This is a genomic window from Priestia sp. YIM B13552, from assembly GCF_042787775.1.
Taxonomy (GTDB): domain Bacteria; phylum Bacillota; class Bacilli; order Bacillales; family Bacillaceae_H; genus Priestia; species Priestia megaterium_E.
In genome coordinates, this window is sequence record NZ_JBHZOU010000004.1 from 272,262 (window position 1) to 295,928 (window position 23,667).

The 23,667-nt window shown below is 38.5% G+C and carries 26 protein-coding genes; 16 read left to right on the forward strand and 10 right to left on the reverse strand.

The features are described 5' to 3' along the window. Positions 1-111: 111 nt before the first annotated feature. Genes ACFX40_RS18400 through moaD form a run of 5 tightly spaced genes read left to right on the forward strand, consistent with a single transcriptional unit; the run spans position 112 to position 3,623 of the window. Positions 112-1,128 carry a molybdopterin-synthase adenylyltransferase MoeB gene (locus tag ACFX40_RS18400; protein ID WP_098249449.1) on the forward strand — a complete coding sequence of 339 codons (1,017 nt, stop codon included), beginning with the start codon at positions 112-114 and terminating at the stop codon, positions 1,126-1,128. Positions 1,129-1,145: 17 nt separating this feature from the next. Beyond that, on the forward strand, positions 1,146-2,411 hold the full coding sequence (locus tag ACFX40_RS18405) for a molybdopterin molybdotransferase MoeA (RefSeq protein ID WP_098779246.1): 1,266 nt from the start codon (positions 1,146-1,148) through the stop codon (positions 2,409-2,411). After that, on the forward strand, positions 2,399-2,926 hold the full coding sequence (gene mobB / locus ACFX40_RS18410; RefSeq protein ID WP_377255815.1) for a molybdopterin-guanine dinucleotide biosynthesis protein B: 528 nt from the start codon (positions 2,399-2,401) through the stop codon (positions 2,924-2,926). The genes ACFX40_RS18405 and mobB overlap by 13 nt, the downstream gene beginning before the upstream one ends. Continuing rightward, on the forward strand, positions 2,923-3,387 hold the full coding sequence (locus ACFX40_RS18415) for a molybdenum cofactor biosynthesis protein MoaE (RefSeq protein ID WP_013059682.1): 465 nt from the start codon (positions 2,923-2,925) through the stop codon (positions 3,385-3,387). Before mobB ends, ACFX40_RS18415 begins: the two co-directional genes overlap by 4 nt. 2 nt (positions 3,388-3,389) lie before the next feature. Further along, the gene (gene moaD, locus ACFX40_RS18420; RefSeq protein WP_028409631.1) at positions 3,390-3,623 is read left to right on the forward strand and encodes a molybdopterin converting factor subunit 1; all 234 of its coding nucleotides are present in this window, start codon (positions 3,390-3,392) and stop codon (positions 3,621-3,623) included. Positions 3,624-3,656: 33 nt separating this feature from the next. Here moaD and ACFX40_RS18425 read toward each other — a convergent pair whose 3' ends face one another. From ACFX40_RS18425 to ACFX40_RS18440, 4 genes are all read right to left on the reverse strand, one after another. Next, entirely contained in the window at positions 3,657-4,298 is a 642-nt protein-coding gene (locus ACFX40_RS18425; protein ID WP_013059680.1) for a nitroreductase family protein, read from the reverse strand. Positions 4,299-4,325: 27 nt separating this feature from the next. Beyond that, on the reverse strand, positions 4,326-4,763 hold the full coding sequence (locus ACFX40_RS18430) for a MarR family winged helix-turn-helix transcriptional regulator (RefSeq protein ID WP_013085370.1): 438 nt from the start codon (positions 4,761-4,763) through the stop codon (positions 4,326-4,328). 197 nt (positions 4,764-4,960) lie between these two features. Next, positions 4,961-5,104 carry a hypothetical protein gene (locus ACFX40_RS18435; protein ID WP_176524076.1) on the reverse strand — a complete coding sequence of 48 codons (144 nt, stop codon included), beginning with the start codon at positions 5,102-5,104 and terminating at the stop codon, positions 4,961-4,963. A 129-nt stretch (positions 5,105-5,233) separates the two neighbouring features. After that, positions 5,234-5,860: an undecaprenyl-diphosphatase gene (locus tag ACFX40_RS18440; protein WP_028409630.1), complete on the reverse strand. Its 627-nt coding sequence runs from the start codon at positions 5,858-5,860 to the stop codon at positions 5,234-5,236. A gap of 153 nt (positions 5,861-6,013) precedes the next feature. Between ACFX40_RS18440 and ACFX40_RS18445 the strand changes: the two genes are divergently transcribed. From ACFX40_RS18445 to ACFX40_RS18455, 3 genes are all read left to right on the forward strand, one after another. Next, positions 6,014-7,150: an MGDG synthase family glycosyltransferase gene (locus ACFX40_RS18445; RefSeq protein WP_240717505.1), complete on the forward strand. Its 1,137-nt coding sequence runs from the start codon at positions 6,014-6,016 to the stop codon at positions 7,148-7,150. A gap of 158 nt (positions 7,151-7,308) precedes the next feature. Continuing rightward, positions 7,309-8,034: a response regulator transcription factor gene (locus tag ACFX40_RS18450; protein ID WP_025752630.1), complete on the forward strand. Its 726-nt coding sequence runs from the start codon at positions 7,309-7,311 to the stop codon at positions 8,032-8,034. After that, the gene (locus ACFX40_RS18455; RefSeq protein ID WP_028409628.1) at positions 8,012-9,367 is read left to right on the forward strand and encodes a sensor histidine kinase; all 1,356 of its coding nucleotides are present in this window, start codon (positions 8,012-8,014) and stop codon (positions 9,365-9,367) included. The genes ACFX40_RS18450 and ACFX40_RS18455 overlap by 23 nt, the downstream gene beginning before the upstream one ends. A gap of 30 nt (positions 9,368-9,397) precedes the next feature. Here the strand turns inward: ACFX40_RS18455 and ACFX40_RS18460 are convergent, their stop codons facing one another. Further along, positions 9,398-10,111 (reverse strand): FTR1 family iron permease, encoded by a 714-nt coding sequence (locus ACFX40_RS18460; protein WP_060745823.1) that lies wholly within the window; start codon positions 10,109-10,111, stop codon positions 9,398-9,400. 216 nt (positions 10,112-10,327) lie between these two features. Here ACFX40_RS18460 and ACFX40_RS18465 point away from each other — a divergent pair, with 216 nt between their 5' ends. The 3 genes from ACFX40_RS18465 (at position 10,328) to ACFX40_RS18475 (ending at position 12,751) form a co-directional block, all read left to right on the forward strand. After that, positions 10,328-10,954, forward strand: a complete 627-nt coding sequence (locus tag ACFX40_RS18465; protein ID WP_028409626.1) for an FMN-dependent NADH-azoreductase — start codon at positions 10,328-10,330, stop codon at positions 10,952-10,954. A 335-nt stretch (positions 10,955-11,289) separates the two neighbouring features. Beyond that, a complete protein-coding gene (locus ACFX40_RS18470) occupies positions 11,290-12,183 on the forward strand; it encodes a LysR family transcriptional regulator (protein ID WP_028409625.1) in 894 nt (297 codons plus the stop codon). A 136-nt stretch (positions 12,184-12,319) separates the two neighbouring features. Continuing rightward, positions 12,320-12,751: a carboxymuconolactone decarboxylase family protein gene (locus tag ACFX40_RS18475; RefSeq protein WP_060745822.1), complete on the forward strand. Its 432-nt coding sequence runs from the start codon at positions 12,320-12,322 to the stop codon at positions 12,749-12,751. A 37-nt stretch (positions 12,752-12,788) separates the two neighbouring features. Here ACFX40_RS18475 and ACFX40_RS18480 read toward each other — a convergent pair whose 3' ends face one another. Further along, the gene (locus tag ACFX40_RS18480; protein WP_060745821.1) at positions 12,789-13,991 is read right to left on the reverse strand and encodes an MFS transporter; all 1,203 of its coding nucleotides are present in this window, start codon (positions 13,989-13,991) and stop codon (positions 12,789-12,791) included. 129 nt (positions 13,992-14,120) lie between these two features. After that, entirely contained in the window at positions 14,121-14,921 is an 801-nt protein-coding gene (locus ACFX40_RS18485; protein WP_377255860.1) for an SDR family oxidoreductase, read from the reverse strand. 164 nt (positions 14,922-15,085) lie between these two features. Here ACFX40_RS18485 and ACFX40_RS18490 point away from each other — a divergent pair, with 164 nt between their 5' ends. Then, positions 15,086-15,670, forward strand: coding sequence for a DUF502 domain-containing protein (locus ACFX40_RS18490; protein WP_028409621.1), 585 nt, complete (start codon positions 15,086-15,088; stop codon positions 15,668-15,670). 24 nt (positions 15,671-15,694) lie between these two features. Here ACFX40_RS18490 and ACFX40_RS18495 read toward each other — a convergent pair whose 3' ends face one another. After that, positions 15,695-16,567: a TetR/AcrR family transcriptional regulator gene (locus ACFX40_RS18495; RefSeq protein WP_028409620.1), complete on the reverse strand. Its 873-nt coding sequence runs from the start codon at positions 16,565-16,567 to the stop codon at positions 15,695-15,697. Positions 16,568-16,835: 268 nt separating this feature from the next. Between ACFX40_RS18495 and ACFX40_RS18500 the strand changes: the two genes are divergently transcribed. Both ACFX40_RS18500 and ACFX40_RS18505 read left to right on the forward strand, forming a co-directional pair. Next, on the forward strand, positions 16,836-19,946 hold the full coding sequence (locus ACFX40_RS18500; RefSeq protein WP_028409619.1) for an efflux RND transporter permease subunit: 3,111 nt from the start codon (positions 16,836-16,838) through the stop codon (positions 19,944-19,946). 36 nt (positions 19,947-19,982) lie between these two features. Continuing rightward, positions 19,983-20,120: a hypothetical protein gene (locus ACFX40_RS18505; RefSeq protein ID WP_014457868.1), complete on the forward strand. Its 138-nt coding sequence runs from the start codon at positions 19,983-19,985 to the stop codon at positions 20,118-20,120. Positions 20,121-20,153: 33 nt separating this feature from the next. On the opposite strand, the gene ACFX40_RS18510 is transcribed toward ACFX40_RS18505, so the two are convergent. Together ACFX40_RS18510 and ACFX40_RS18515 are read right to left on the reverse strand one after the other, a co-directional pair. Next, entirely contained in the window at positions 20,154-20,327 is a 174-nt protein-coding gene (locus ACFX40_RS18510) for a YozQ family protein (RefSeq protein WP_081085242.1), read from the reverse strand. A 111-nt stretch (positions 20,328-20,438) separates the two neighbouring features. Next, a complete protein-coding gene (locus ACFX40_RS18515) occupies positions 20,439-21,425 on the reverse strand; it encodes an ABC transporter substrate-binding protein (protein ID WP_028409618.1) in 987 nt (328 codons plus the stop codon). Between the two features lie 179 nt (positions 21,426-21,604). Here ACFX40_RS18515 and ACFX40_RS18520 point away from each other — a divergent pair, with 179 nt between their 5' ends. Continuing rightward, entirely contained in the window at positions 21,605-22,609 is a 1,005-nt protein-coding gene (locus ACFX40_RS18520; protein WP_377255819.1) for a FecCD family ABC transporter permease, read from the forward strand. Next, positions 22,606-23,655: a FecCD family ABC transporter permease gene (locus ACFX40_RS18525; protein WP_377255822.1), complete on the forward strand. Its 1,050-nt coding sequence runs from the start codon at positions 22,606-22,608 to the stop codon at positions 23,653-23,655. Before ACFX40_RS18520 ends, ACFX40_RS18525 begins: the two co-directional genes overlap by 4 nt. Positions 23,656-23,667 lie beyond the last annotated feature (12 nt).

The following is a 23,667-nucleotide window of genomic DNA, read 5'->3' on the forward strand; positions in this document are numbered from 1 at the left end:
TCCGTAAAGCAGCTTAGCTTTATGTGTATAATAGCATGTTTTTAAAGAAATATCTTTGACGAAGGAATAGATAGTGAAGTCAGAGATTGAACGAGAAAGGGAGAGAAAAGAGTGACAGAACGTTATTCACGTCAGCAGCTTTTCCAGCCTGTTGGAAACAAAGGGCAGCAGCAAATTAGAAGTAAGCATGTTTTAGTTGTGGGTGCAGGGGCTCTAGGCAGCGCCAGCGCAGAAGCTCTCGTGCGTGCTGGAATTGGAAAATTGACTCTTGTAGATCGTGATTATGTAGAATGGAGTAATCTACAGCGTCAGCAGCTTTATACAGAACAAGATGCCCAAAACAAACTACCTAAAGCTGTAGCAGCAAAAAATCGTTTGGGTCAAATAAACACAGAAGTGAAGATCGAAGCGCTGGTGATGGATGCTCAGCCTGCTAATTTAGAAAGTATCGTCCAAACAGCTGATGTGATCATTGATGCAACAGACAATTTCGACATCCGTTTTATTTTAAATGATTTGTCACATAAGCATGACGTGCCTTGGATATATGGCTCATGTGTCGGCAGCTATGGCACCACTTATACGATTATCCCAAATGTAACGCCTTGCCTGCACTGTATACTAAAAAAGATCCCTGTGGGAGGAGCAACGTGTGAGACAGCAGGAATTATCAGTCCAGCTGTTCAAATCGTAGCAGCCTATCAAATAACCGAAGCATTAAAAATTTTAGTCGAAGATGTTGAAGCTTTGCGCCATACATTTCTAACCTTTGACGTCTGGAATAATCAGCACGCTGAATTTAAGACGGGCAAAATGAAAAGTGATAAATGTTTTTCTTGCGGATCGACCCGAACATATCCGTACCTAGCGTATGAAAATCAGCTTAAAACAGAAGTTCTGTGCGGCAGAGAGACGGTTCAAATCAGACCTTCGCAGCGCCATTTGTACAACTTCGATGAATTGGAAAACCGGTTAAAAAAACAGGGGAAAGTGGACCGCAATCCATACCTTCTGTCATGTCAGCTTCCAGAGCAGCGCTTTGTAATTTTTCAAGATGGCCGTGTATTTATTCATGGAACGAATGATATTCAATTTGCGAAAAGCTTATATTATCGTTTACTAGGATGAGTAAAGGAGTGAAAAGAATGAGAGAAAAGCGAACTCCTATCCCTATCGGAGAATGCGTTGGACGAGTGATGCAGTATGCAAAAAACAGAAAGCAAGAAATCATTGCGCTTGAAGAAGCTCACGGCAGATTTTTAGCTGAAGATTTAATAGCAGATCATGATATTCCTGCTTTTGATCGTTCACCATATGATGGTTTTGCCGTTCGGTCGCAAGATACGAAAGAAGCATCATCACTTCATCCAGTAGAACTGGCTGTTCGAGGAGAAATAGGAGCGGGTTCTGTTTTTGAACATACAGTCAGCGCGATGCAGGCTGTGCGTATTATGACAGGAGCTCCTATTCCCAAAGGCTGCGATGCGGTTGCGATGCTTGAAGTAACAAAAGAATATACGAAGGACAATCAGCCGATCGTTCAAATCAAGCGTTCGTTTAACGGCGGAGATAACATTTCTTTTCAAGGAGAAGAAACAACAAAAGGCACCGTGTTAGCTTCAAAAGGAACGTATATCACTCCGGGAGTAGCTGCTCTTTTAGCCACATTTGGCTATGATAACGTAGCTGTCTTCCAAAAGCCTGTAGTTGGATTACTTGCAACTGGAAGTGAACTAGTGGAAGTGAGTGATCCTGTTGAACGGGGCAAAATTCGTAATAGCAATGCTCATATGCTTCGTGCCCAAATTGAAAAAGCTGGGGGCGAAGTGAACTATTTTGGTATCATGCCCGATGATTTAAGTGAGTGCTACAATGCGGTAAAATCTGCACTATCAGAAGTGGACATGCTGATTACAACGGGCGGCGTTTCAGTAGGAGACTATGATTATCTACCAGATGTTTATAAGCAATTACAGGCCGAAGTTCTTTTTAATAAAATAGCGATGAGGCCAGGCAGTGTCACAACGGTTGCTCGTATGGAAGAGAAGCTTTTATTTGGCCTATCGGGAAATCCTACAGCGTGCTATGTCGGTTTTGAACTTCTGGCTCGTCCGGTCATCAGTACATATGCGGGTAAAAGCACCCCTCATCTTCGGAAAGAAAAAGCTTTGTTAGGAAAGGACTTCTTAAAGCCAAATCCTTTTATGCGATTTGTATCTGGCAGGCTTTCATACAGGGAAGGACAGCTGATTGCTTCTCCATTAAGCTTTACAAAATCTAGTGCTGTTTCTTCTTTAGCTCATGCGGATACGTTAATTATATTTCCCGGAGGGACGAGAGGATACAAAGAAGGAATGCTGGTTGACGTCTTATTGCTAGATGACGTGCGGGGAAGTGAATGGCCTTGGTAGCAAGTTGCAATGTTTTACAAGTAGTTGGATTTCAAAACAGCGGAAAAACTACTTTAGTAGAAAAGCTCATTAAAAGAGCGAAACAATTCGATCTACGTGTAGGTTCTATTAAGCACCATGGGCACGGCGGACCTCCAGATAGCAGCAGTGAGCTAAAAGACAGTCATCGCCACCAGCAAGCAGGTGCGGATGTGGTAGGTGTAGAAGGAGGTGGAATCCTTCAGCTTACGGCAAACAGTAAAGACTGGAGCCTAAAAAAGCTGATTGATTTTTATCAATTTTTCTCGCCAGATGTCATTTTTGTTGAAGGATATAAAAAAGAGTCCTATCCAAAAGCAGTCTTGATTCGAAGTGAAGAAGATCTTGTTCTGCTTTCCTCTCTAACCAATATTATATGCGTGATTAGTCACGTTCCACTAAAAAAAGAAGTGCAGCGAGCATATCCAATGTTTCACTTACAAGAAGACGAACTTTATCTTAATTTTTTATTGAAAGAAGTGGGGGAAAGAAGATGAACCAGCACTTATTTGAAGTAGTAAATCAGCCAATTGCTGTAGATGAAATAATTAAAAAAGTTTCTAGAAGAGACGCTGGAGCTATTACGACATTTATTGGAACGGTAAGAGAATTTACAAAAGGCAAGAAGACGCTCTCTCTTGAATATCAAGCCTATGTGCCAATGGCAGTGAAAATGCTTAGCCAAATTGGTGACGAAATTCAGGAAAAGTGGCCCGATGCGTTGACAGCTATTACTCACCGAATCGGGAAGCTTGATATAACAGAAGTCGCAGTAGTTATTGCCGTTTCTTCTCCGCATCGCAAAACAGCTTATGAAGCAAACGAGTATGCTATTGAACGTATTAAGCAAATTGTGCCAATTTGGAAAAAGGAATTTTGGGAAGACGGAACAAAATGGATTGGAGATCAGTTAGAAACGAAAGAATATCCTGAAGGAAAGCCAATGAAGGAGATGTAAAAATGATTAACGTCTTATTTTTTGCTGCTATACGTGAAGAGGCTGGAGTGGAACAAGTAACAGTTGATAAGCAAGATATAACAGTGAAGGAATTAAAGGAATATGTACAAAAAACGTATAAGCTTTCCTCTTTGGAGCAAACGATGACAGCAGTCAACGAAGAGTTTGTAACAGATGAAGAAGCCATTAGAACGGGAGATACCGTCGCATTTATTCCACCTGTTAGTGGAGGATAAAAAAAGGTGCTGAATACACAGCACCTTTTTTTATTATCTAAATTGAGCTACTTTTTCGATTGGTAAACGTACAGACGGGTAACCGCTATTTGCTGCTTTGCCGATTGAAAGTAACATAACCGGTGCATAGCGCTCTTTGTCTAAACCGAATGCTTCGGCAATTTGATCTTTTTCATAACCGCCAATGGCGTTTGTATCATAACCATGAGCACGTGCAGCAAGCATTAACTGCATGGATACTAAACCGCCGTCAATTAATACTGTTTCTTTATTTAATTCTTCAGAAGCAGCTGCGTAGTGCGCTTTGATTTTAGGGATTTGCATGTCTCTAATTTCTTGTGGCATATAGCCTAGTTCAACAGCTTTATCGTAAATTTCATCTAAATTTTCTTCACTTTTTAAATCGCCGAATATCGCAATAACAGCTGCTGATGTTTCTACTTGTGACTGATTAAATTTAGCAAGCGGAGCTAATGTTGCTTTTCCTTCAGGGCTATCAATTACTAGAAAGCGCCAAGGCTGTGCATTAACAGAAGATGGAGCTAGCGTCGCTTCTGTTAAAATTTCTTTCATTTCTTCACGGCTGATTTTGACAGATGGATCGTAATAACGAATAGATCTGCGCCCTGTAATAATATCTTGGAAATCATTGTTTAGTGTTTTTGTTTGTGTCATGATGAACTCTCCTTTATGTTAAAAATGTTATGACCGTTCAATGGCCGAAATGTTTACTTTTAAACGCTCGAGCATTTTGGAAAGCAGCAGCTGTTCTTCTTCGCTGAAATCTTTAAATGCTTCATCAATAAAGCGAGCTTTTTCGTTTCGAAATGCACCGATTTTTTCATGTCCGCTTTTCGTAAGCTTTACAAATGTTACGCGGTTGTCATCAGGGTTTTTACGGCGTGATACAACATCTCTTTCTTCGAGCTGCTTTAAATGTCTTGTAATTGCAGCATTGTCAATGTTTACTTGCTGTTGAAGCGCCTTTTGACTCATTTCACCTGTTTCATAAAGCTGATGTAAAATATCAAGACGTGATTGGCTAACACCGGTACAATGCTCAAACTTTTGATTAATTTGTTTATTAACTTCTTGCAGAGCATACAGAACATTTGCTTTTTCAGAACATGAATGTGACAAGAAAGTCGCTCCCTTTTTCTATGATATTTATTGATGGATTAATATTTGATACATCAATGTTTGATACATCAACTAATATAAAATAAATAAAAGTGAAAGTCAAGAAAGTGAACGTTGTTTTTTAAAAATAATAAAGAAAGAGACTGGGAAGTAACGAAATGAATCCCATCCAAAGGCGAACAATCTGGATATATAATCTAGACTGCTTGCTCGACCGCAGTTGATTTCCGTGCAAGGCTTCGCTTTCCGCGGGCGGCCGCTGAGCCTCCTCGTCGCTTACGCTCCTGCGGGGGTCTCACCTGTTCCACTGTTCCAGCAGGAGTCTTTGTCTTGCCCTCCAATCAACTGCTGGAAGGAACGAAACAGATAAAATCTACGTTCACCATAACAAAAAAAACGAACCACTAATCAAACTGTTTGATTAGTGGTTCGTTTTTCACTTCAGCTAAACTATTTTTGTCTCAGCCTCTTTAAGCTGAATGATTTTTTTTGCTAATTTGTTCATGTGTATAGGGAGATAGAAACGGAATACGCTTGATAATCAAATCGTGAATCCAGAATAATCGCTGAATAAGAGGAGCTGTTTTAGCTGAAACGTATATAATAAAGCATCCCATAGCTCCCGCGATCACCATGCCTCCAAGTACATCTGCTGGATAATGAACGCCTACGTAAATACGCGAAAGGCCCGAAATGACAGCCCATATAAAAATGATGCTTCTCGATTTGTTTTTCCGTAACCACATGATCCAAGCAGCAGAAAAGACTAAAATTGAATGATCACTAACAAAAGATGAATTAGCCGGGTGCGGAATCAGTTTATGAACGTGATGAGTCACAAACGGACGCGGGTGGTAATACACCAGGTGAATGACTTCATTGATACATAGAGAAAGTACAATTGTAAACAGCATGTATAAAGCCGTATAACGGTGATAAATTGTTCTTTCTGTTTTTCCGCTAAACCAAAGCAAAAGCAAACAAGCCATTATAAAATAAGGAACGCTATTCGTGATGATAATCATTACAGAATCCATTGCGCTGGATTTACCAGCAAACGAGTTAATCCATTGAAATACTTCGTAATTGAGGTTCATTTGTTTTCTCCTTATGCAGTACTTTTCACTCTTAGTTTAGATTGACACTCTAAAAAAACGATGAATTTCACATTAAAAATCAATTAAAATCCGAAATTTAAGGGCATTTAATGATATAAAAAGGAGAGGAAGAAACTGCTTTTAGAATAGGAGATGAAACAGTTGAAAAAGGTTTTATTTTTACCTCTTCTAAAAATGCCTTCTGGCCATCATCAAGTGGCAGAGGCGTTAATGGATATATTGGAAAGAAGAACAACAAATATTTGTTATAAAAAAATAGATTTATTAAGCTATACAAACGAACTATTAGAAAAAGTGGTCACAGGCACATATTTGAAATGGATTCGTTATGCTCCAGAAACGTACAATATGGCATACAAACATCTCTTTTATGAACCGCCTGTTCATTCATTCAAATGGTATCATCACGTATTCGCAAAAAAAATGGAGCACTTAGTTAAAGAAGAAAATCCGGATTTAATTATATGTACACATGGATTTCCTTCTTATTTGCTCAGTCAATTAAAAGCAAAAGGCAAGTGTGATGTTCCTATTATAAATGTCTACACGGATTTCTTTATTAATAATTTATGGGGAAAAGAAGAGATTGACTTTCACTTTCTTCCTAGTGAAGAAGTAAAAAGAGGGCTTCGTGCTCAAAGTGAAATTCCACTTCAAAATATGATGGTCACAGGGATACCGGTACATGAAGAAATAACAAAAACAAGAACTGTTAAGCATCATGGTAACCAAAATATTTTAATTGCCGGAGGCAGCAGCGGTCTAGGGAATATTATGGATTTTTATAATGATTTAAAAGACGCGCGCCATTTTCATTACTTTGTCTTATGCGGCAAAAATCAAAAGTTATACGAAGAAATCAAGGGATGGGAATTACAGCACGTTACACCAATTCCGTACATTTCATCACGCACAGAAATGAATGAACTGTATGAACAAGTGGATGCTATCGTAACAAAGCCAGGTGGTATCACAGTCAGTGAAGCTCTTCGCAAAAATTTACCGATTTTTGTTCATTCTGCTTTACCGGGTCAAGAAGAAGTAAATTTACGCTATTTAACAGAACGAAACTTAGTTCAAGAACTAAAGACGGATCAATCGTTAGAAAGTCAGCTGCAGGAAGTGCTGCAGGATGCTGATAAAATGAACACATTATATAACGCTATTGCTGCTTATCATAAAGAAATCGAAGCACAAACGCCTGAAGAACTTTTAGCAGTAGTCAATTGGATTTTAGGTGAAAAGCAAACGATCGGTCTTCATGCGTAAAACATTCATGTTTACAAACAATAAGGATAAGCTAAAGAACAAGTATGTTGAAAAAGTAGGGTTTAGATAAAAAAACAAACATCTTTTGAAAAAGGTGTTGTTTTTTTATCTAAAGAAGCTATTCTTTCACTTAAGACATGTGGTGAGAGGTGTATAACATGAAAGAGAAAATTTTAATTGTGGAAGATGAAGCGCAAATTGCGAAAGTGTTAAAGATTGAATTGGAATTTGAAGATTATGAAGTAGATGTTGAGTACGACGGGAAAGCGGGGTTAGAGACGGCAATATCCGCTCAATATGACCTCATTTTGCTAGACGTGATGCTTCCAAGCCTGAGCGGTATTGAGGTGTTAAGGAGACTTCGGAAAGCGGAAGTATTTACGCCAGTTATTTTATTAACTGCCAGAAATACGACGCTAGATAAGGTAATGGGCTTAGATCAAGGGGCTAATGATTATGTTACAAAACCGTTTGAAATTGAAGAGCTGTTAGCGCGGGTTCGCTCTTGTATTCGCTATCGTTCGCTCGTAGAAGCATCAGGAACGAAAGAAGCTGAAGCGGAGCTCTTAACGATAAGTGATTTGACCATTAATCTTGAAACAAGGGAAGTCCTAAGAAACAATGAATCCATTACGCTGACACCGAAAGAGTATGATTTAGTCGTATATTTGCTTACGAATAAAAATAAAATTGTCACGAGAGAAGGAATTCTCACAAACGTTTGGGGCTATGAATATGAAGGAGAAACGAACGTAATTGATGTGTATATTCGCCACTTAAGAAAAAAAGTAGATGAAGGTTTTTCTACTTCTCTCATTCATACGGTGCGGGGCGTAGGATATATGATGAAAGAGGAGAAACATGAAGATCACGACGAAGATTAATTTACTGACAACAGCATGGCTAGTGGTTATTTTATTAATCATGAACATCGTTGTTTTTTTCTCCTTTACTAAATCTACCGTAAATATGGAACAGGACATTTTATTCGAAAAAGCACGCGAGATTATTCAAAAAGGTCAGCAAGATCATTCCGTGGAGCTCTCGCCGGAGTTACTAAAATTTTATTTGACCAATCATTCATTTATCCGAACAGTCTCAGAAAATTCTACGGTCATTAACCAGGTATCAAATGATCCTCATCTGGTGAAAATTAAGCCCGAATTTTCAAAGAAAAAAAAGGTGAAACTTCGCAAAATCAGAGAAAAGCAAGTATTGGTTATTCGCATGCCTGTCAAAGTCAATAATCAAGTCGTTGAAACACTTGAGATTGGTGAGCTTCTGACTGGTTTTGAAACCCGTAAAGATATTTTGCTATCAATTTTGATTTTTTGTTCGCTTGTGTCCATTTTACTGTCTCTTTTAGGAGGAAGATGGTTATCACGAGTCATTATGCATCCTATTAAAAATATGGTCACAACGATGAAAGAGATCGAAGAGAGCGGTGTTCCTAAAAAGGTCCTCATTCAAACGGAAACGAGAGATGAACTGCAGGGGATGACCGTTACCTTTAATCATATGATTGACCGCTTGCGAGAAAATATTGAAAAGCAAAATCAGTTTGTTTCCGATGCTTCTCATGAATTAAAAACCCCTCTAACCGTTATTCGCAGTTATTCTAATTTATTAAGAAGAAGAGGGATTAAAAATGAAGAAATTACGCTGGATGCGATCGACACCATCTATGCGGAAGCAACCAAAATGCAAAAAATGATTGAAACGCTGCTTGATCTGGCAAGTGTGGAAAAAGAACAAACGCTTGATATGAAGCAAACAGATCTTGTTCTTATTTTTGAACAAATCGTTAAGCAGCTGCAGCAGGTATACAAAAGAGAATTAGTTCTTCATTATGATCAAACGCCCATTATGATTGAAGTGGATGAACTAAAAATGAAGCAAGTGTTGATTATTTTGCTTGATAATGCAATTAAATACAGTACGGATAAAATTGAAGTGACCGTTGAAAAAAAGCAGGAAGATGTCATTATCAAAGTAAAAGACTATGGAATTGGCATTCCAAAAGAAGATCTTGCCCATATTTTTGAACGTTTCTATCGAGTCGATAAAGCTAGAAGCAGAGCTACGGGAGGAACGGGGCTTGGACTATCAATTGCACAAACTATTGTCCGTCAGCATAAAGGCGAGATTTTTATTAAAAGTGAAGAAGAACAAGGAACGGAAGTTGTGATTCACCTTCCCGTTTCATCTACAAACTAAGAAAGCCGCCATTAGGCGGCTTTTGTGTGATTATGATGCTGATTTTTGTTTTCTTACTTTTAAATTTTTTAACTCCGTTTGGAAGAATAGATACAGTGATGCAACTGTAAATACACTAAATCCAATTATCTCAAGGGGCTCTCCACCAGCTTCGAATAGCTTAACCAAACCTTCACCGCATAACTCTCCTCCAATAAAAATAAGGAAAATACCAAGCGCTTTAAAAATAATCCACAGGTTCAGCTTAATAGCTGTTTTGAACAGAATGTATGTAATAACGATGGCCAGCAAAATGCCACTTATACTGCCGAATACAATAGAAGAGGCGTGTTGATTCACTTGTGTCAGATTAAAAATAATTAGTTCTGTTCCTTCACGAAAGACAGATAAAAAGGCTAAAACGATTATTCCCCATTTGGAAGAGCTTCTGGAAATTTTTGATGTAACCGAAGATGTCATTTCTTTGCTTCGGTGCAACCACAGAATAAAATAAGCGATAAGACCTGCAGCTAAAAGCATCATGACTCCTTCAAAAATTTCTTCTGACTCTTCTTCTAACTCTTTCGCCTCATTAAAGCCAATAAAGCCAAATACTAAGCTGAAAATAAGGCCAGCAGCAGCGCCAATGAAGACGGAATACTTTAAGTCTTTTCGGCCAATTTTTGTAACATGAGCTAAAATAATTCCAATAATAAGTGACGCTTCTAAACCTTCACGAAGCGACAAAGCCAAACTCGACCACATAAAAAGCTCCCCTTACTTTAAATGATAGTAATAATTAAATTCTCTCTAATTTTAATGATAATGATTATCGTTGTCAATTTGTTTTTTTGTTCTTTAATAAAATCTAATATAGGATTTTTCAGACTAAAGTATGAAGGCATTTCATTATAAAGTCGTTCGAAACGAACGAAAAAAGCGAATAAAATAAGAGTATCAACAATCAGTGGAGGTTTTAGTATGAGTTATACTCTTTTTATAAAAGCAAATGACAGATCGGCAAGTGAAGCGGTTAGCGTGAAATTATATGATGCATTTTTAGAAAGCTATCAACAATCGCACCAAGATGAAGAAATAATAGAACTAAATTTGTTTCAAGAAGAACTTCCTTATTTAGGTGCCGACATGATAAACGGTCAGTTTAAATTAGCAAGAGGGCTAGAAGTGACGGCAGCGGAAAACAAAGCAGCAGAAACTGCTAATTACTACTTAGAACAATTTGTGGAAGCAGATAAAATTGTTATTGCCTTTCCGCTTTGGAATTTTACCGTGCCGGCCGTGCTTCATACGTACTTTGATTATTTAAATCAAGCAGGCAAAACGTTTAAGTATACGCCAGAAGGGCCGGTGGGATTACTAGGCGATAAAAAAGTGATGTTATTAAATGCACGAGGCGGAGTGTATTCAGAAGGTCCAGCAGCTGACGTCGAAATGGCCGTTAAATATGTCAGCAGCGTACTTCAATTCTTTGGAATTGCGGACGTGAACTCTGTTATTATTGAAGGTCACAATCAGTTTCCAGATCGTGCTCAAGAAATTATTGAAAGCGGTCTAGAACAAGCAGCACAAGCAGCCAAAACATTTTAAATAATCCTAGTAAAAGAAGACGGTGCAAAAGCATTTTAGGTGAAGGTAAATCCGAACGATGAATCGTTCGGATTTTTTTGATGTTATGGTAAGCGGAGGTTTCATTAGCTTCTAGGTGTTGATGGGAGGGCAAGGCGAAGACTCGCTCATAAATCAACAGCTGTGTCACAAACGGTCCATACTAGCGCCTTTATCCCATTTGTTCTTTTTTAGATAAAATTGATTTATTATGTGTCCATCTTTTCTTTATATTTTTACTGTATATCTTAAAAAATAATAGGTAAAATGAATAAATAATATAAAAGATATTCACTTTATCTATAGGAGGAGCGGAGATGGATATTCGTCAGCTTAATTATTTTTTAGAAGTTGCCAAACTAAGAAGCTTTACTAAAGCATCTCAAAGTCTTCATATTTCACAGCCGACTTTAAGCAAAATGGTAAAAAACTTAGAAGAAGAATTGGAAGTAGAGTTAATTGATCGGTCCGCAAGACAGATTGATTTAACGGATGCAGGGGAAGTCGTGTATATGCAAGGACAAAAAGTCATGGCATCCATTGATGAGCTATCGACTTATTTATATGATGTGATGAATCTGAAAAAAGGAGTGATTAAAATTGGGATTCCTCCATTGATTGGAGTGCTGTTCTTTCCAAAGATTATTAAAGGGTTTCAGCAGCTCTATCCAGATATCACAATTAAACTTATTGAATACGGAGCCAACCGTGTTCAAAAAGCAGTAGAAAAAGGAGAATTAGACTTAGGCGTGGCGGTCCTTCCAGTAAATGAACACCTTTTTGATATTAATCCTTTTACCTCTGAAAAAATGCTTTTATATGTTCACCATTCCCACCCTTTAGCCTCTAAAACGCATGTAGAAATTAATGAGTTAGCCCAAGAGAAATTTATTTTGTTTAATGAAGATTTTACACTTCACGACCGGCTTATTCAGGCATGTCAACAAGCAGGGTTTGAACCTAACGTAGCCTACGAAAGCTCTCAATGGGATTTTATTGGTGAAATGATTGCGGAAAACTTAGGTGTATCTATCTTTCCACAGTCCATTGCGGCAAAAGTAGATTCGGCTATCGTAAAAGCCGTTCCTATTATTAACCCTTCGATTTCGTGGGATCTAGCATTGATTTTAAAAAAGGATAAATATATTTCATATGCCTCTAAACAATTTCTACACTATATGAATAAACAGCATTCTGCTTTATATAGATAAAATGCATATGTTGTATTGAATATATGTATTTTACGAAAGAGAAAATGTGCGTTAAAGTAAATAGTGTAGAAAACATACAAGAAAACAAACAGTGATTCCGCGCGGTGTCAGTAAAAAATACGGAGGTTGATTTTACATGGCACAAGATAGTTATCAAAAAGGTTTAGATAAATTAATGGAATATACATTAACGAGTAACGATGATATTTCAACTCATTTAAAAATTACAGAAGACTTAAAAGACCTAGCTCCTGACGTTGGAAAATACATTATTGAATTTGCCTATGGAGACATTTATTCACGACCTGGCCTAACAAATAAGCAGCGAGCGTTAGTGACCATTTCATCACTGGTTACTCAGGGTACAGAGCCACAGCTGGAGCTGCATTTGAATACAGGTCTAACTGCTGGACTAGAGCCAAAGGAAATTGTGGAGAGCATCATTCAATTAATCCCATACACAGGTTTCCCACGCGTGTTAAATGCTTTAAATATAGCTAAGAAAGTGTTCGCTCAGCGTGACGTGGAAGTAGAAACAGGTGAAAAAGAGCTAGTAGAAAATAAATAATAAGCACAAAAAAGACGCTCTAAAAGAGCGTCTTTTTTTATGCGAGCTGCTTTTGTTTGGTTTCTTTTCCTAGAAAAACAACCGAACCAACACCGATTAAAATAGCTACACAAAAGATTGAGAACGTAACGGTTAAAGACGCACCTTGCGTTGACATATAACCAACTAACAGCGGTCCTAAAATTCCTCCAACTCTTCCAAAAGAAGCAGCCATTCCAGCTCCTGTGCCTCGAATAGACGTCGGATATTGCTCAGGTGTATACGCGTATAAAGCTCCCCAAGCGCCTAAGTTGAAGAAAGACAACAGCATACCTGCTGTTAGCAGCAGCCAAAGTGACTCGGCATTTCCAAAGATATATGCGCTAGCAGCCGTACCTAACAAATAGGTGACCAATACGAATTTTCGGCCCATGCGTTCAATAAACCAAGCAGCCGTATAATAGCCGGGCAACTGAGCTAATGTCATAATCAATACGTATTCAAAGCTTTTGATTAAGCTAAATCCTTTAATGACCATGACGCTAGGTAGCCACAAAAACATGCCGTAATATGAAAACACAACGCAAAACCACAGAACCCACAGCATAATCGTAGATTGACGATAAGGCTTAGACCACACGCTTCTTACATTGTCCGCAATCGACGGTTTCTTTTCTTTTGTCGCTTCCACAAACTGAGGAGAATCTGGCAGTTTGATGCGCAAATAAATGGCATAAAACGCTGGGATAGCCGTCAGGATAAGCGCTAGCTGCCACCCGTAGGCTGGGATTACAAAGTAAGAAATAAGCGCTGCCAGTAGCCAGCCGAACGCCCAAAAACTTTCTAATAAGACGACCACTTTACCGCGTTTTTCCGGCGCCACCGTCTCAGAAACAAGTGTAGAAGCAACAGGCAGCTCTCCTCCTAAACCCATTCCAATTAAAAATCGAAATACTAAAAAAGCAGCAAGGGTAGTAGTAAGAGCCGAAAGGCCGCTTGCTACTGAAAAAAGAACAAGAGTTACAATAAAAACGGTTTTTCGTCCAATTCGATCAGCCAATAACCCAAACACTAAAGCTCCAACGGCCATTCCGATCGAGTTAACGCTGCCTATCCAGCTCATTTCAGTAGGGGAAAGTTCCCATTCAGCGTGAAGAGCTGCAATGATAAAAGACAAAATGCCAACATCCATTGCATCGAAGAGCCATCCGAGCCCTGCGATGCCAAGAAGCTGACGTTCTGATAATTGTTTTGTTTTCATGTCTTCCTCCTAGAAGCAAAGAATTTTGCTTTAAGTTTACACCTGTCTTGACATAATGTCACGTCTATTTTAAAGAAAAAATGCAAACGGAAAAGCTCTATACCTAATGGTATAGAGCTAATTTTATTTTCACATTTTATCGTAAAGCATTTTTCCAGGCCATGTGTACGCCATATGACCGCCGTCTACAGTAATGCAATCACCTGTTACATATGAGCTGTCATCAGATGCTAAAAATAATACAGCACCGGCTACTTCTTCCGGTTTGCCTAGACGGCCCATCGGATCGACCCATTCATATGCTTTTCTGAATTTTTTTCCTTCTTCAGCGCCTGATAAATCATCAAGAAGAGGTGTTTCGATTGTTCCAGGAGCAATTGAGTTAACGCGAATACCTTCACGAGCGTAGTCAATTGCCATGGTTCTTGTTAAGTTGGTAATAGCACCTTTCGCTGCATTATAGCCAGAACGGTCTAAGTCTGCTGCCAGCCCGGACACGGATGAATTATTAATAATCGATCCGCCATTTTCTAACATCAGCGGAATAACGTATTTGCTTACAAGAAACGTTCCGCGTAAATCTACCGACATTAAGCGATCCCAAAGTTCTACTGGATATTCGTGAAGCTTGCCGCCTTCTGTGTCTGTCCCTGCATTATTAAAAAGAATGTCCACTTTACCAAATTTCTTTTCAATTTCTGCTGTGAATTCTTTTACTTTTTCTTCTTCAGCTACATCGATATAGTAGGCGTAGGCTTCACCGCCAGCTTCTTTAATTTCTTGTGCTGCTTTTTTCACACCGTCTAAATTAATATCAGCACAAATAACAACCGCTCCTTCTTTCGCAAAGCGTTCAGCAGTTGCTTTTCCAATGCCAGAGCTTGATCCTGTAATCACTGCAATTTTTGATTCTAAACGTCCCGATTGTATCCCTCCGCAAAAATAGATATATAAGTATGTATGTTCATGTACCCATCTATTATTTTGATAAAACGTCGTTAGTTTATACGTGTGCGAATAGAAATAAAGAGACGCAGCAAAACAAATCCATTGTATAATGAACAGCAGTATGTCAGAAAAAATGAGGTGTTTGCATGAAAGCAATTATAAAAAGTTTTATTAATGGACTCTTAACGATTGTCCCTATTATCCTTGTTATTTATATTTTAGTAAGAGTGTTTAATTTTTTAGATAGCATTTTAGGAAACGTATTGAAGCCCTATATGAAGCAGGATTATATACCGGGGATTGGCATCTTAGCGACTCTTCTTTTAATTACGTTCTTAGGATGGTTATCCACTCGTTTTTTTACAGGGAAAATTATTAACTTAATTGATCGATTGTTAGAAAGAATACCGTTTGTTAAAACGCTATATACCGTTATTAAAGATACGTTTCAATCTTTTCTTGGAGAGAAAAAGTCATTTTCAAAAGTCGCTTTAGTGACGATGCCCGGCACGTCAATGAAAGTCATAGGGTTTGTGACCTCTGAAGAAGTAGAAGAGGTGATTCATTCATTAAAAGACCACGTAGCCGTTTATGTTCCGCAGACTTTTCAAGTAGCCGGTTTTACTTTTTTGATTCCAAAAGAAGAAATTGAATGGTTAGATATTAAGCCTGAGGAAGCCATGAAGTTCGTGTTATCTGGGGGAGTATCTAGTTCAAAAGCAGAAAAATAACAGAAGGCTTGTTGAAGCCTTCTGTTATTTTTGTTGAAGTAAGGCTGTTAAAAGATTAAGCGGTTCTTCCAACGGTTTAAGTTCCGTTAAATTTCCAACCATGCCTTTTACAATAGCAGCGGTAGGCTTATCTTTTTTTAGCTCCGTTTGTAAAATGTGAAAGCTGTCTGCGTGCTCATCAGAGATATGATCGCTGTTGTCTAGCAGATGTTTAATTTCCTCAAGAGCTTGTTTTACCTGCTCATTTTTACTGAGAAAAGTCGTTCGTTCCTTTCCGTATATATCTTCACCAAAAGAAGCAGGAATAAGGGGACGAGGTTTTCTAGCTAATAAATCTTCTACTATTACATCAACTCGGTCCATTATGTACTGCGCTACTTCTTTAAATGTAAGCTCGAATTGATTGAAGATAATAATTTCTAAAAAGGAATGATGAATACCTTCAATCATTTTCGTTAAATCCGAGATATAAGGAGTTACGTCTTCTCCGTATACGCTAACGAGGCTTTTGCGATGGAAGTAAAATGTTTCTCGCTGCATTTTATGAACAAAGGTCTCCACTTCTTTGTTAAAAGGAATAGATTTTTCACGGATTTGCATGATAATAAAATCTCTGTGCTCCGTAATAAATTCATAGAAATAGATAAGCTGATTCATATAGCGGCTGCGGGCATCGTTCACTTCCTCGTCGAGAGCATAAACAGAGCTAAAGAGCTTTTCATAGTAAAAGTTTAGAATTGATAATAAAAGTGCATCCTTAGATTTGAAGTGCAGGTAAAACGCACCTTTTGAAATGTTGCATTCATCTACAATTTCTTGCACAGAGGTAGCATTAAATCCTTTTTTTGCAAAAAGCTTAATCGAAGCTTCAATTATTCTTTTTTCTTTTTCCTTCATGTCTTCTACCTCCTTTATTGAACAATTTGGCCATTCATTTCGTTAGATAATAGTATCATACACTAAAAAAGATAAAGGTATATATCAAAGTTGAGAACGAGAATCAGTCCCTTTAAAAAACGATTATTATAAATATGTCTTTATTATGAACAAGTCAGGAGAGAACCTGCTTAGGGTTGACACTGACTAGTTAGTCATTTATATTTTAAGTTGTTGTGACCGATCAGTCAATTTTATTAGTATACATATATTTGAAGGAGGATATGCATTGGGGAAGTTTATTAAATTTTCATTGAAAAATAAATTTGCAGTATGGCTGTTAACGCTCTTTGTCATTATTGCAGGGCTGTATTCAGGGTTTAATATGAAGCTAGAGACCATTCCTGATATTTCAACGCCTGTTGTAACAGTCAGTGCAACTTATCCGGGAGCCACTCCGGAACAAGTGGCAGATAAGGTGAGTAAGCCGATTGAACAAAAGCTCCAGGGACTGAGCGGCGTTGACACAGTTAGCTCATCTTCTTATGAAAACATGGCTACCATTCAAGTTGAATATAGTTTTAGTAAAGATATGGAAAAGGCAGAAGACGAAGTTAGGCGAGCTCTTTCAAACGTAGATCTGCCAGATGATGTAGAGGAACCAAATGTTTCAAGACAAAGCATTAGTGATTTTCCGATTATTTCATTAAGTGTTTCAGATGATAAAAAATCATTAGAAGACTTAACGAAGTATGTAAAAAATACCGTTGTTCCACAAGTTGAAAAAGTGCAGGGGATTTCTTCGGTCAGTGTGTCAGGAGAACAAGTTGAAGAAGCAGAACTTGTATTCAAACAAGACAAGCTCAAGCAGCTGGGACTTGATGAAGATACGGTGAAAAAGCTTATCCAAGCATCCGATGCAAAAGTGCCGGCTGGCACGTATACGATGGATGGATCTCAAAAATCTGTTGTGGTAGACGGAAAGATGACAACAGAAAAAGATTTAGAAAACTTAGAGATTCCAGCTGTGCCTAGTCAAGGAGCTGCTCAAGGTCAGCAACAAGGAATGAGCCAGCAGCAGACACAAGGCACCGTACAGCAGGCGCCATCCGCAGCTTCTATTCCAACTGTGAAATTAAAAGAAATTGCGGATATTAAAGTGACGGGGAAAGCAGAATCTATTTCTCGCACGAACGGAAAACCTTCCATTGCTGTACAAGTTGTCAAAGCGAAGGATGCGAACACAGTAAATGTTGTAAATGATATTAAAGAGAAAATGAATAGCCTAGAAAAGAAAAACAAAGACCTTCACGTTGACAATATTTTTGATCAAGGTAAACCGATTGAAGATTCTGTTCATACGATGCTAAATAAAGCTATTATCGGTGCGGTCTTTGCGGTTATTATTATTCTTTTATTTTTACGTGATATTCGTTCAACGATTATTGCCGTTATTTCGATTCCGCTTTCGTTATTGATCGCCATTTTAGCGCTCAAATCAATGGATATCTCTTTAAATATTATGACGCTTGGAGCGATGACTGTAGCCATCGGAAGGGTTGTAGATGATTCCATTGTCGTTATTGAAAATATTTACCGCCGCATGGCTTATCAGGAAGAAAAGCTTAAAGGAAAAGATTTAATTGTCGCGGCGACGAAAGAAATGTTTGTTCCAATTTTCTCTTCTACAATCGTAACCGTGGCCGTATTCTTACCGTTAGGTCTAGTAGAAGGACCGGTAGGAGAGCTATTCTTACCGTTTGCATTAACCGTTGTTTTTGCACTGTTAGCATCACTGCTAGTAGCGGTAACACTCGTGCCAATGCTTGCTCATTCGTTATTTAAAACAAATGTAAAAGTAAAAGAAGAAAAACCAAGCAAACTAGCGCACGGATATAAGCGAATTTTGAACTGGACGCTAAACCATAAGCTTATTTCCTTTGGGTTAGCCGTACTACTGTTAGTAGGAAGTTTATTCTTAGTTCCTTCTATTGGCGTGAGCTTCTTATCATCTGATCAAGAAAAAACGCTGACGCTTACGTATACACCGAAAGCCGGACAGTCTCAAAGCGACGTAGAAAAAGCAGCAAATCGCGCAGAAGCGTACTTGATGAAGCGAGATGGTGTCAAAACGGTTCAGTATTCGTTCGGTGAAGGTAACTCTTTTAATCCGGGAAGCAAAAATAACGTTTTAACATTTGTGCAATATGACGAGGATACACAAAACTTTGATAAAGAGCAGGATAAAGTATTAAAAGCTCTTAATAAACAAGCGAATCAAGGTGAATGGGGCTCAATGAATACGGCGTCTAGCGGCAGCAATAATTCATTAAACGTCCTTATTTACGGAGATAGCTTAGAAGAAATCAAACCTTATGCTGATAAAGTTCAGCATGTTTTAGAAAAGCATAAAGAACTGAAAAATGTCGATTCTACGCTTTCAGATACGTTTGATGAATATACGCTAGTACCGAATCAAAAGAAAGCTGCTGAACTCGGCTTGTCAGCCAGTCAAATTGGTATGCAAATTTCGAACCTTGGACAGCGTGAAGTATTAACAACTATCCAAAAAGACGGAAACGAAATTAACGTGTACCTTCCAAAAGAAAAAGAGGATTTCTCTACTTTTGCTGAACTTTCAAGTACAAAAGTTACCTCTCAAACTGGACAGGAAGTTACATTAAATGAAGTTGTCGACATTAAAAAAGGTAAAACATCGAATACGGTAACTCGCCGTGATAATAAAATTTATGCAGAGGTAAGTGCCGATATTAAGAGTGACGATGTAGGCGGTGTTTCTTCTAACGTCCAAAAAGAAGTGAAGAAAATTGACTTACCAAGTGATATGGATATTAACTTTGGCGGAGCATCAGAGCAAATCAATGACTCATTTAGTCAATTAGGAATTGCTATGCTCGCAGCCATCGGTATCGTGTACTTCGTACTAGTACTGACATTTGGTGGAGGGCTAGCACCATTTGCTATCTTATTCTCACTTCCGTTTACACTTATTGGTGCGCTAGTGGCGCTTTTAATCTCTGGAGAAACGATCAGTATTTCTTCGATGATTGGAGCTCTTATGCTGATTGGAATTGTGGTAACAAATGCAATTGTTCTGATTGACCGCGTGATTCATAAAGAGCAAGAGGGTCTGTCGACGCGTGAAGCGTTACTAGAAGCTGGAATGACACGTCTTCGCCCGATCTTAATGACAGCTATTGCAACGATTGGTGCACTGCTTCCATTAGCTTTTGGATTTGAAGGTGGAGGCCTTATTTCAAAAGGGCTAGGGGTTACGGTAATTGGAGGACTAACAAGTTCTACGCTGCTTACGCTCATTATCGTTCCAATTGTCTATGAGTTTTTTATGAAGTTTAAGCGCAAAAAAGTAAAAAAGTAGAAGCAAAACAAATTTCCGCTTTTGAGGTGAATAGCGATGAAGTCAATTGATAAACTAATGAAACAGCTGATTCAACAAGGAATTAAAGCAAAGAAAGTAACGATTGATAAATCAAAGCGCCAGCAGTGGATGTCCATGTCGTTGCCTAAAACAGCATGGCAGCATTCAAAATAAAAAAGAGCTGACTTAGAGTCAGCTCTTTTTTTATTAACGATCTGTATCTTCAAATGATCCTTCTTGATAGGCGTCGCTTACTTGCTCATGTGTTTCTGCTAGACCTTGTGAGAGTGCATCTTGTCGGTTATAATCTTCTGTTTCGAACTGACGGTCAGCCATTTCATTCGTATTAGGCTGCTTTTTAGGCTGTTTTTTTGAATTCATTTTCACCACTCCTATCTAAGTAAAGTGAGACCACGGTTAGTGTGCGATGAAAGGAAATACATTATACATGAAAAAAGAGCTTCGATTCGTCGAAGCTCTTTTTTCATATTATTATTGTTTTTTATTTAAGAAGATTTTTTCAATATCATCAAGTACGATATTAGCTGCTAATACACCGCCTGCTGTATTCCAAGTAGCATCATCTACTTTGTGAACATGATTTTCTTGAGCTACTTTTAACTTTTTGAAAAGCGGATCGTTTATCCATTCTTTTTCAAGCTTTGTTGCTTCACCGTCTCCCGTTTCATAAGAGAAGTAGAATAGCTGATCGCCGTCCATTGCCGGAATGCGTTCTTTTGTTGCATTCATTTCAGCAAAATCATTTTTGTCTTGAGATTCAGGGCGAGCGAAGCCAAGCTGATCTAAAATAACGCCTGAGAACGAATCTTTATGATAAATACGAACGTCTCCAGCTGTAAAGCGTACAACTGAGATTTTTTGTTTTAACTGATCTCCAAGGCGTTTTTTTAAATCTGCTACGCGATTGTCATAGTCAGCTAATACTTCTTTACCTTTTTCTTCTTTATTTACAGCTTTTGCATATAGCTTAAAGTTTGATTTCCAGTCTCCGCGCAGCTCTTCAGAAAATACAGTCGGAGCAATTTGACTAAGCTGGTCGTATACTTTTTCTTGGCGCATTTTATTTCCGATAATCAAGTCAGGCTTTAAAGCAGCGATTGCTTCTAAGCTTGGCTCACTTTCTGTACCCACACTTTTAACGCCTTTCATCTGACCTTTGATATGGTCGTACCACGGATTTCCTAACCATGATTGAACAGCACCAACAGGCTTTACACCCATTGCAAGAAGAGCCTCAGTACCTTCGTTTGTTAAAACGACCACTCGTTTAGGTGTTCCTTTAATCTCTGTTTTATCCATTGCGTGTTTTACTGTATAAGTTTCGCCAGAACCCTCAGTTTTTTCTTTTTTATCATCGTCAGCGCTGTTTGAATTACCGCAGGCTGCCAGCACAAGCAGTGTCATAATGGTAAGAATGGATAACAAATATGACAACTTGCCTTTAGAATATGTATTCACATCTCTTCCCCCTCTTAAGTGATAATGATTTTCATTAACAATTAAGATAATATTCTAACTTTTAAGCAGTGTCAATTAAAAATTGAAAATGATTCTCAAAATCATTGACACTTTTTTCAATGTTTCCTAAACTAAAGGTTAGATATATATAGGAATCATCTTAGAGGAGAGCAATGAAAATGATGCTACGCAGTGTTCAAATGAAAGTAATGGGGCTCATCATTGGAATCATGCTGCTTTTAATCTGTATTGGATTAAGTATCGTACTCGGATACACAGATACAAGTATCAAGACAGCATTTGAAGCTTTTCAAGCGTTTAACGGTTCGAATGAGCACATAGTTATTCAAAATATTCGATTGCCGCGCGCTATAATCGGTGCTGTGGTAGGTATTTGTTTAGGAATTGCAGGAGCAATGATGCAGGCGTTAACGAAAAACCCACTTGCTTCACCGGATATTATTGGTGTGAACGCTGGGGCCAGCTTTTTTATTGTTGTTGCAGTGATGATTTTTTCGGTCAATTCACTTCAAGCTTTTACGTGGATTGCATTTGTAGGAGCGGCATTAACCGTAGTGGTTGTCTATTTTCTTGGATCCCTCGGAAAAGAAGGATTAACGCCTATTAAATTGACGCTCGCAGGAGCTGCTATTGCAGCCTTTTTCTCTTCTTTAACACAAGGACTGCTGGCTGTGGATGAATCTTCGCTTGATCAAGTTCTTTTTTGGCTGGCTGGATCTGTGCAAGGACGCAAGGTGGAAATGCTGTATGGCATACTGCCTTATATAGTACCAGCAATCATTGTCACGTTTTTTATCGCTTCAAAAATTAATATTTTAACGATTGGTGAAGATGTAGCTAAAGGATTAGGTCAAAGAACGATTCTTGTCAAAATTATAAGCGGCACCATTATTGCCATTTTAGCTGGTGGAGCCGTTGCAGTAGCCGGTCCGATTAGCTTTGTCGGAATTATTGTTCCTCATGTTGTAAGAGCAATTGTAGGACAAGATTATCGTTGGGTATTTCCCTATAGTGCGGTTGCCGGAGGCATCTTAATTTTATTAGCCGATGTTGCAGCCAGGTATGTCATTATGCCTCAAGAAATCCCTGTTGGAATCATGACTGCTGTTATTGGTACGCCTTTCTTTATCTATATGGCAAGGAAAGGGGCAAAGGCGTCATGAAAACATACTTATCTCTTCGCTTAAAGAGAATTTCATTTTTGGTTAACATAAAAGCAGCTCTGATCATTATTGGATTTTCAGCTGCACTTGTTGCTCTCTTTTTATTGAGTGCAGGTATGGGTGACTTATTTATTAATCCACTTCGTGTGATTAACATTTTAGCGGGTCATGGATTGGAGTTTGAACGATTAGTTGTTACATCTTTTAGACTTCCACGCATTATTGTTGCCATTTGTGCCGGTATTTGTCTAGCTATTGCAGGCGCTATCTTGCAGGGGCTTGTGAGAAATCCGCTTGCTTCACCAGACTTAATTGGATTAACAGGAGGAGCGTCAGTCGGTGTAGTGTTATTTTTGACACTATTTAGTGATAAAAGCAACTCGTTAACCGTAAGTATTAATTGGATGCCTGTTAGCGCATTTTTAGGTGCAGTGGCAGTGGCGCTTTTACTTTATGTGTTTGCCTGGAAAAATGGCGTCTCTCCTATTACACTAGTATTAATAGGAATTGGATTAACAGCGTTAACGAAAGCCATGACCACGCTGTTTATGATTATGGGTCCTATCTATCGCGCCAGTCAGGCAAATATTTGGATCACAGGAACGGTGTATGGTTCAAATTGGGCCAGTGTTTCCGTACTAGTTCCTGTTACAATAGGGCTAGTTATAATCACGATTTTAATGATTCGAAATTTAAATGTTCAAGAATTAGGTGAAGAAATTGCGACTAACGTTGGAAGTCGCGTTCAAAAAAATCGATTGGCACTATTGCTGATGAGTACAGCTTTAACAGGAAGCGCCGTTGCATTTGCCGGCGGAATTAGCTTTGTAGGATTGCTTGCTCCACATATTGCCCGAAAGCTGGTAGGTTCTTCATTCGGCGCTTTAATACCGCTATCGGCATTAATTGGAGCGATTTTAATCACAGCAGCAGATTTAATTGGCCGAACATTTTTCTTGCCAATCGAAGTGCCAGCAGGTGTATTTACAGCTGCAATTGGCGCACCGTACTTCATTTATTTACTATACAAACAAAGAAACGTATAGCATTCTTTGTAG